The organism is Patescibacteria group bacterium (genome assembly GCA_041645165.1).
In the GTDB taxonomy this organism is placed as follows: Bacteria; Patescibacteriota; Patescibacteriia; order 2-02-FULL-49-11; family 2-02-FULL-49-11; genus 2-02-FULL-49-11.
On the sequence record JBAZQN010000028.1, the window covers coordinates 1 to 8,870 of the forward strand.

Below are 8,870 nucleotides of genomic sequence, written 5' to 3' on the forward strand. Positions count from 1 at the left end.
AGGAGATGAAAAAAGCAAAGGCCGCCTTATTTGAGAAATTGAGAAAAAACTTTTAACGCGCTATTGAAAATCACAGTCCCTGGTGACTATTGATTTGGGGCTCATTCCTTGACTGGAAAATACTCATACACATACCCATAACTGCTCACTGAGTAATGTTCAATGCCCATGGTTCAGCCCCCCACACTTCCCTCTCCCCCCTTCTAAAGGGGGAGACCGTTGCCAATATCCTCCCCCTATGGCTTCGCCATATCTTGATGATAAAAAGGGGGAGGTGGTGGGGGTGTCGATGGTCAGTGAGCGTTACACATGCCCCTCTCTGCTCACCGCAAGCACCAGCCCCGCTCCCATACATGAGGCAATCAGGGCGCTCCCCCCATAGCTCACAAAAGGCAGAGGAAGCCCCACGGCAGGCAGCAGTCCGATATTCATGCCAATGTTCACCGCAGTTTGAAAAAACAGCCACACGCCCACTCCCAGCGTCAAAAATACTGAAAATTCATCACGCGCAGTACGCAATATCCTCATAATGCTCCAAAAGAAAAGAACGAACGCGGCGAGCATCACGCTTACCCCTGCAAACCCAAGCTCCTCCGCGATGACCGCAAACGAAAAATCTGTCGTCGCCTCGGGAAGGAAACGGAGATGGCTCTGCGGCCCCCCGCCGATGCCGCGTCCAAAAAGCTTTCCCGCGCCCACCGCAATGACTGATTGCCGTATATTGTAACCCATGCCAAATGGATCAGCGCGGGGGTTGAGCAGTGTTGCCACTCTCTGCTTCTGGTAATCCTTCAAAAGAAATAGCCAGCTGAACACCGCAAACACTACGGCAATCAGGAGGAGCATGAATGCCATGCGCCGCGGCACGTTCAATAAAACCATGAGCGCGCCAATCACGCAGAGCACCAGCGCCGAGCCCGCATCCGGCTGCGCAAGCGTGAGAAGTATGGGGGGCGCGAGAAATACCGAACTGCGCACTACACGCGAAAGCGGGGAATAAAGGAATCTCGCGCGTTCAAAAAAAGAGGCGCTCATAAGCACGAGCCCCACCTTCATAAATTCGACGGGCTGGAGGGTAAGCGTTCCAAGTGTAAACCACCCCTGAGTGCCGCGCAAAGTGGTACCAAAAAAAAGTACTCCTATTAATAAGGCAACACACCCCGCGTAAAACGGCAATGCAAACGTCCTGATATGGCGGCGCTCCATCTGCCCGATCGCAAGGAACAATCCGATGCCGATAATAAAATAAATAGCATGCCGCAAGGGACGGCCGCTTGCGCTCCCATACGATACGCTTATGACTCCCACGAGCCCAAACACGCAGAGCACGCAAAGGGAAGCGGCCAGCCCCCAATCTTTTATTGAAAAAAAACGCTTCAGAGAAAGCGTGGCCATACCACAAAATAAACAGTTTATCAGTTTAACAGTTTATCAGTATTACTAGGTAGCCATTAATCTCCAAACGGCGATACGGTCTCCGCGGGCAAGGGCATTAAAATATTTGGATCCAAAGTATTGAGCGCAATGTCAGCAGTGGTGCGGGTGATTTGCGGAAGCAGTTCCTGCCATGCGACCGATGCCGCCCGCGTCTCGCCGCTCGTCAGTTGTTCAAGCGTGGTGAGATAGGCCGCGGCGATATGCTGCCCTTGCCAGGCCACTATGGTCACTGGCACCACCCAAAAAGAATACGGAGAAGCGTTCACCACTTCGAAATCAAGACGCGTGGTGCCGTTCCCCAAAGGGACATACCGATATCCCTGCACAGTAAGTGAGCTGATATCCAAACGCGGATCTCCCTGCATCCTCCACCACGAGAGGGAAGATAACTCAACCCGCGGGACCTCTCCCTTTCTGAATTGCTGGCGGAAGCTCGCCACTATGCGCGTCTCCATGGGGAGAAGAAACGTGGTTACGGCGGGAAGGCGCTTGGTACCAATGAAAAATTGCACCTGTACATCATCCGCTATCCACTGCTCATTAGGATTACGGAGCGCTGCCACGATATCTCCATACCCTTCGGCGCCTTCCACGGATTCAACCTGGACAACCTCCAAGGGGAGCACCTTATGGCTGGCGCGATAGGAAGCAATATCAACGTAAGTATCATTTAGGCTCCCTTCCAGCGCGGTATGCTGCGCGACTCCTGCGGAATAATTTATATAGGTTACCCACAACCCCGCAAGAATGGCGACATCGCATAAGAAAAACAAAAAGACGACCACCCGCCGCAGAAGCTCTTTCCTGCGGGCAAAGTATTCAGCGAGCGCCAGTTTCCATAATGCGGGATCCTTCTCTCCCGCTTCAGGCATATACGAAGGCATATAGGTATAGCGTACAACAAATAAGCAAATCGGGGAATACCGTTCAACGCACATATTCAGAGTTTTCCAGAAGCGAGGGAATGTCGATTTTTGAGAGCTAGGCATCACCGATGGTGTGGTCGTCTGCCCGAAAAAATCGTGCATTCCCGAGCGTCTGAATAGGAGGAATGCAATTGACGGGAAAAAGGTGAATAGTTACCGTTCAACTTGAGCAAATGAGCGCACAACAGGTATACTGAAAGTGTTTTATTGCCTATAACTTACACCATATGTACGAACACTCACGCGACATTCTCAACCTTACGCTTTCGGCTTGCGCCGCACTCCTCACACTCCTCCTCGCCTGGCTCCTGGTGTATTGCATCCGCGTCATGAAAACGCTCGTCAATTTGAGCCGCCGCATCGATGAGACGATACGGCTTGCCGAAGAAACGCTTACCACTTTGCGCGACCGCGCTCATGACCTTGCGAGCATACTCCCTCTTATCATGAAAGCGGTAGATAAATTGGTAACTTACGTAGGCGACAAGAGAAAAGCGAAGCGATCTCAAACTACCATCAATGCCAAAGATCAAAGTTCAAATGTCAAATGAATATCCAAGCCCAAAGTCCAAAACATGTTTTGAAATTTGTCATTGGGATTTTGAACTTCCTTTGAACTTTGGGTTTTGTCCCGCCCCTTGAATCTGATTCTCTAAGGTATGCGGGATCCCGCTGAGACGGGAAATTTTGGACTTCCCACACGGATATGTCATTTGTTCATCTCCACGTCCATTCGCACTATTCTCTCCTTGACGGGCTTCCTAAAATCCCGGAACTGGTGGCGCGCGCGAAAGCGGGCGGCATGAGCGCGCTTGCACTCACTGACCATGGCGCGCTCTACGGGTGCATTGAATTTTACCAGGAGGCCCGCAGTGCGGGCATAAAGCCCATCCTGGGCATGGAAGCGTATGTCGCCCCCCATGCGCTCCACTTGAAACGGCCGAAAATTGACGAGTACGCATATCATTGCACGATCCTCGCGGCGAATAACGAAGGGTACCGCAATCTTCTTGAACTTGCGACTATTGCGCAGCTTGACGGTTTCTACTACAAACCGCGCATTGATATGAAGTCGCTCGAACGATTCCGCAGCGGGCTTATTGTCTTATCCGGATGCTGGTTCGGCGAGATCGCCACACATTTAAGAGAGCGTAAGGCAGTGCGCGCCCGGGAAGCGGCGCAAGAGTATAGCCGCGTAATGGGGCCTGGCAATTTTTATATTGAAATTCAAAGGAACCCTCTTGTGGATGCGGAAAAACGCAAAGAGCAAGAACGCGTCAATGGTGAACTCGTGAGGCTCGCCCGCGAGCTTGATCTGCCACTGGTGGCGACCGCAGATATCCATTATCTCTCCTATGATGATAGGGACGCCCATGACGTTTTGGTATGCATCGGCACGGGAACTACCGTGACAGAAGAAAAACGTCTTGACATGCGGGGGATAGACCTCTCTTTTGCCGAGAGCACCACCATGGAAGAAAGGTTTTCTGACTTGCCTGATGCCTTAAAAAACACCGAGATGATCGCCGAACACTGCCATGTCACGCTTACCCTCGGCAAATGGCATTTCCCCCAATTCCCGCTTCCCGCAGGCGAACATCCTGATTCCTACCTTACCACGCTTGCCGAAGAAGGATTAGTGAAAAGAATTGCCCGCGTCACCAAGGAAGCGCGCGACCGCCTGCACTACGAACTTGATATTATTCAAAAAAAGGGATACGCAATGTATTTTTTGGTGGTTGCCGATTTTGTCCGCTTCACCCGGGAACAACACATCATTTCCACCACGCGCGGTTCTGCTGCAGGCTCACTCGTGGCGTATGCGCTCGGGATTACCACGCTCAATCCCCTTGATTACGAGCTTCCCTTCGAGCGTTTTTTGAATCCCGAAAGGCCTTCCCCTCCTGATATTGACGTCGACCTTGAAGACTCGCGGCGCGACGAAGTTATTGAATATGTGACTGCAAAGTATGGCGCGTCGCGCGTCGCGCGCATCGTCACCTTTGGCACCATGCTCGCGCGCGCAGCCGTGCGGGACGTATCGCGCGCCCTCGGCCTTCCCTACGCGAGCGGCGATACCATTGCGAAACTTATCCCCTTAGGGATACAAGGGTCAGCCATGACGATACGGAAAGCCAAAGAAATGGAGCCGGAACTTCTAAGGCTTTCCCGCGAGGATCCGACAGTCGCTAAAGTGCTCTCTCTTGCGGAAAAAATAGAAGGATCAGCGCGCCATGCGTCCGTGCACGCCGCGGGGGTCGTCATCGCGCCGACCAAGCTCACTGACTTTACCCCGCTCCAGCGCGAGAACGACCGCACCATTATCACCCAGTATGAAATGGGCGCGTGCGAGGCGGTCGGGCTTTTGAAAATAGACTTTCTCGGGATCCGCAACCTCTCCATTATCGGCGAAGCGATCCGCATCATTTCCGCGACCACGAACGCGCACATCGACCTTGAACGTATCCCCATGGACGACAAAGCGACATACGCGCTCCTCGCGAAGGGCGAAACGATGGGACTGTTCCAGCTTGGCGGAAGCGGCATGACCAGATATTTAAAAGAATTGATGCCGACAACCATATTCGATATCATGGCCATGATATCGCTCTTCCGCCCCGGCCCCATGGAGAGCATCCCCGAATATATTAAAAGAAAGCATAATCCTCGTCTCGTCAACTACCTCCACCCAACCCTCAAACCCATTCTTGAGCGCTCGCTTGGCATCCTCGTATTCCAGGATGACGTGCTCCTTATTGCGGTGAAGCTTGCCGGCTACACGTGGGCCGAAGCCGATAAGTTGCGCAAGGCCATGGGAAAAAAGATCCCGCGGGAAATGCAGATGCAAAAAGCGAAATTCTTAAGCGGCTGCAACGGCCATGGGCTCGATACCGCCACAGCGGAGGAACTCTGGAGCCTCATTGAACCGTTTGCCGCGTATGGGTTCAACAAGGCGCACGCGGCCTCTTACGCGATTGTTGCCTACCAAACCGCATATCTCAAAGCCCATTTCCCCTCGCAATTCATGGCGGCGGTCATGACGGCGGAGAGCGATAATCTTGACACCATCGCCGAAGCGGTGCAGGAATGCAGGAAAATCGGCATCCAGGTGCTCCCTCCTGATATTAATGAGAGCAGAAAGCACTTTACTTATATTTCAGACCATGCTATACGGTTTGGGCTCGCGGCGATCAAGAATCTCGGAAGCGACATGATCCAGTCCTCCATTCGCGAACGAGAACGAGGCGGCCATTTCGCCTCTCTTGAAGATTTCCTTACGCGCCTTCCCCAGGAAACCTATAATAAGAAATCGCTCGAAAGCCTCATCAAGTCAGGAGCGCTCGACCGCTTTGGGGAAAGAAATGCGCTCCTCACCAACCTTGAGCGGCTCCTCGAATTCGTGCGCCAGAGGGCGGGGTCAGACGAGCAGCAAACCTTGTTCGCAAGCTCACCCAAAGAGCGGAAATGCTTTCTCTCCCCCGCGCCCCCCGCGACGGAATCCCAAACGCTCTCTTGGGAAAGGGAGCTTCTTGGGCTTTATGTGACCGCGCATCCATTCGCTAAAATTGCGGAATCCATCCGCGATGTGCTCCCTTCCCTCATGCAGCAGCTAGACCACGCCGCAGAAGGCGAGCTCGTAAAAATGGTGGGCATGATTTCAACAAAAAGAGAAGTGCGCACCAAGCGAGGCGAGCTAATGGCATTTATCACGCTGGAGGATGAGAGCGGGAGCGTAGAAGGCATCGTATTCCCGCGCACCTACCGCGATGTCAAGGATCTCATGACGCTCGATACTCTTATGTTAGTGCGCGGCCGGCTTGATGCAAAAAGCCAGGAGAGAAAACTAATCTTGGAAAGCGCCGCGGCGGCAGACACGGCCACACTCCGCTCTATCCTCCTCACTAATAATAATGGAGTTCCTCCCCAATCAGCAGAACCCCTACAAGACCTTTCAATGCTCAAAAAACATATTACCATCACCCTTCATACCGAACTTCCCGCCGAAGCGCAGAGCAACTTGAGAACGCTTTTTGTGCGCAACGTGGGCGATACCCGCGTCTTTATTGCCATTCCCCATCAGGAGAAACTGCGCACTATTGAGACAGACTTCCGAATAAGGTACGATGAAGACATGAAAGCTTCAATTGAACGTATCTGTGGACACGGTACGGTAACTGAAAATACGGCATGAAACAACAAACACATTCAATAATTCAAATCCCAAACCCTCCCGCTCAGGCGGGATCCCGCTTTCCTTGAATAAGGAATCAAAGAGCGGGACAATGACCAATATCCAATAAAATCCAAATGACTCAATGACCAATTTGGGAATTGGGTATTGGAAATTGGGATTTTACACTAAGGTATGCCTCGCACTCAACCTCATTCTCCTCCCCGCTTCTATGGCCGCATCGCAATAGGCTTCTCTATCCTCACCGCCTTGCTGGCCTTAGTTATTGCCGCGCTCTCCCTTTCACGCGCCACCATTACCCTCGTTCCCCGCACTTCTCCCCTTACCTTGCAGACAGTACTTACGGTCCAGTCCCCCAACGCTCCTGCGGCTCCAGACGCGATTCCGGGTACCGTCACCACCAAAACAGTGACCTTGGAAGGGAATGTGCCAGTCACGGGCGGCACGCTGATTCCTGACCGCGCCCACGGCTCCGTCACCATCATTAATACTTATGACCGCAACCAGCCGCTGGTAGCGACGACCAGGCTCCTCTCGCCCGAGGGAGTGCTGTTTCGCATTACCGACACAGTAACCGTACCCGCGGGAGGCGAGACGGAAGTGGAGGCGCGCGCCGATATCCCCGGGAAAGAGGGGGATCTGCCCCCCACCCGCTTCACGATCCCCGGGCTAAGGCAGGGGCTTCAGGATAAGATCTATGCGGTTTCCAAAACACCGATAACGGGAGGAGAGCGCAGAATCTCCACCATCACCGAAGACGACATTGAAAAAGCAAGAACTGCGCTCGCGCGCATAAGCGCCGACACTCTCCAGCAGCTTAAATGGGAAAACGAAAGCGACGATACGTTTATCTCTTTCGAACAACTCAATGAAAAGGTAATGACTCCCGTTGGCGAAGAGGCGCAAAGCGCGCGCATTCAAGGAATGTATCGGATAACTACGATCCACGTTGACCCGGAAATACTCGCCACGCAGCTCCAGGAAAAAATACCTGCACGGCAAGACAGCACCCTCGCAATTACAAGCCTTGATCCGATTGAGCTGTCCGTAGATCGGCTCACCGCGGATGGCGCCGTCGTAAGCGTCACCCAACGAGGAGAAGTCACTATTTTGCTTTCTTCGCAAGGAATCGACAAGAAACGCCTGACGGGGAAAAAGGCAAGCATGGCCCAGCAAATCCTTCAAAGCATTCCCGACGTCAGCGACGCGCAGATTGCTCTGAAACCTTCATTCCTCCCGTATCTTCCTTTCTTAAGCGACCATATCACTATCACGATACAAAATCCTACTTCACCTTGACCGCACATGAAATCCATATCAGAATATAATCCTTTATGTTAAAGAAAAAGATTATTAACACTTTAAATATTATTTGCCGTACACTAAAGGGTAAGAAAATCAAATGGGTTCTTATAGGAAGTACAAGTTTGGCCTTACAAGGAGTTCGCATCACGCCTGAAGATATAGATATTCTTACAGATAAAAAGGGTGCGTTGGCGATTGGTAAACTATTCAAAAAATATGAAATTGCCCCCGTGGTATTTGGTCGCACTGAACTATTTGAATCATATTTTGGCAAATTTGACATCAACCGTACCAATGTCGAGGTGATGGGCAACCTGAGGGAAAAATTGGATAATCAATGGACCTCTCTTTCCAAAAGACTAGCTTCTCCTAAACTAATAGAAATCAATAAGATGAAAATACCCGTATCTCCCTTAATAACACAATTGAACGCGTATGAAAAATTGGGGAGGAAAAAAGATGCATTACGAGTAAAAAAAATAAGACACGCGTTAAAAGTGGCCCACACCAATACCCTTTCCGCTGCTTAATAGCCAATCCCAACATAGTTATTAACTATGATCGATCTGAAACAGCTTCAAAAAGAAATTTACGACAACAAGGTGGCGAAGGAGTTTAACGTGACGGACATCCCCCTCGAATTCGGATATACCTACGAAGAGCTTGCAGAAGCGTTTAAAGCGTACCGCAAACAACTGCCGGATCTCGGAGAAGAGCTAGCGGATGTTATTATCTATCTTCTGGGACTCGCCGCTCTTTTGCACATTGACATGGAAAAGGAACTGCTGAATAAAGTTGATAAGAACAAAAAGCGCGAATATGCGATGGTACACGGAAAACACGTGCGGACGAAGGAAGGATAAGGCTTCCCTACCTGATGGTGCCGATATAGATCATTAGAAACTGTTACCGTAGAGGGGATTTAAAATTGGGATCGACCGCAGCGCTTTTGAGTATCGTACAGGATTTGTAATCGCTTTTCAACTTCACGTTTCAGCACGAGCGGATTG

General features: G+C 51.4%; 7 protein-coding genes. 5 read left to right on the forward strand and 2 right to left on the reverse strand.

The window, feature by feature from the left end; genetic code table 11:
* Window positions 1-303: 303 nt before the first annotated feature.
* Both WC659_07025 and WC659_07030 read right to left on the reverse strand, forming a co-directional pair.
* Window positions 304-1,395: an FtsW/RodA/SpoVE family cell cycle protein gene (locus tag WC659_07025; protein MFA4873647.1), complete on the reverse strand. Its 1,092-nt coding sequence runs from the start codon at window positions 1,393-1,395 to the stop codon at window positions 304-306.
* Between the two features lie 56 nt (window positions 1,396-1,451).
* Window positions 1,452-2,321 carry a hypothetical protein gene (locus WC659_07030; protein ID MFA4873648.1) on the reverse strand — a complete coding sequence of 290 codons (870 nt, stop codon included), beginning with the start codon at window positions 2,319-2,321 and terminating at the stop codon, window positions 1,452-1,454.
* A gap of 269 nt (window positions 2,322-2,590) precedes the next feature.
* Between WC659_07030 and WC659_07035 the strand changes: the two genes are divergently transcribed.
* The 5 genes from WC659_07035 (at window position 2,591) to WC659_07055 (ending at window position 8,723) form a co-directional block, all read left to right on the forward strand.
* Window positions 2,591-2,914 carry a hypothetical protein gene (locus WC659_07035; GenBank protein ID MFA4873649.1) on the forward strand — a complete coding sequence of 108 codons (324 nt, stop codon included), beginning with the start codon at window positions 2,591-2,593 and terminating at the stop codon, window positions 2,912-2,914.
* A gap of 155 nt (window positions 2,915-3,069) precedes the next feature.
* On the forward strand, window positions 3,070-6,555 hold the full coding sequence (locus WC659_07040; GenBank protein ID MFA4873650.1) for a DNA polymerase III subunit alpha: 3,486 nt from the start codon (window positions 3,070-3,072) through the stop codon (window positions 6,553-6,555).
* A 174-nt stretch (window positions 6,556-6,729) separates the two neighbouring features.
* A complete protein-coding gene (locus WC659_07045; GenBank protein MFA4873651.1) occupies window positions 6,730-7,854 on the forward strand; it encodes a hypothetical protein in 1,125 nt (374 codons plus the stop codon).
* 35 nt (window positions 7,855-7,889) lie between these two features.
* The gene (locus WC659_07050; GenBank protein ID MFA4873652.1) at window positions 7,890-8,390 is read left to right on the forward strand and encodes a hypothetical protein; all 501 of its coding nucleotides are present in this window, start codon (window positions 7,890-7,892) and stop codon (window positions 8,388-8,390) included.
* A gap of 27 nt (window positions 8,391-8,417) precedes the next feature.
* A complete protein-coding gene (locus tag WC659_07055) occupies window positions 8,418-8,723 on the forward strand; it encodes a MazG-like family protein (protein MFA4873653.1) in 306 nt (101 codons plus the stop codon).
* Window positions 8,724-8,870: the final 147 nt, after the last annotated feature.

Excerpts from the sequence above, each read along its gene's own strand:
- WC659_07035 (MFA4873649.1), top strand. The coding sequence starts at position 2,591 with ATGTACGAACACTCACGCGACATTCTCAACCTTACGCTTTCGGCTTGC.
- WC659_07025 (MFA4873647.1), bottom strand. The coding sequence starts at position 1,395 with ATGGCCACGCTTTCTCTGAAGCGTTTTTTTTCAATAAAAGATTGGGGG.
- WC659_07050 (MFA4873652.1), top strand. The coding sequence starts at position 7,890 with ATGTTAAAGAAAAAGATTATTAACACTTTAAATATTATTTGCCGTACA.
- WC659_07030 (MFA4873648.1), bottom strand. The coding sequence starts at position 2,321 with ATGCCTTCGTATATGCCTGAAGCGGGAGAGAAGGATCCCGCATTATGG.
- WC659_07055 (MFA4873653.1), top strand. The coding sequence starts at position 8,418 with ATGATCGATCTGAAACAGCTTCAAAAAGAAATTTACGACAACAAGGTG.
- WC659_07045 (MFA4873651.1), top strand. The coding sequence starts at position 6,730 with ATGCCTCGCACTCAACCTCATTCTCCTCCCCGCTTCTATGGCCGCATC.
- WC659_07040 (MFA4873650.1), top strand. The coding sequence starts at position 3,070 with ATGTCATTTGTTCATCTCCACGTCCATTCGCACTATTCTCTCCTTGAC.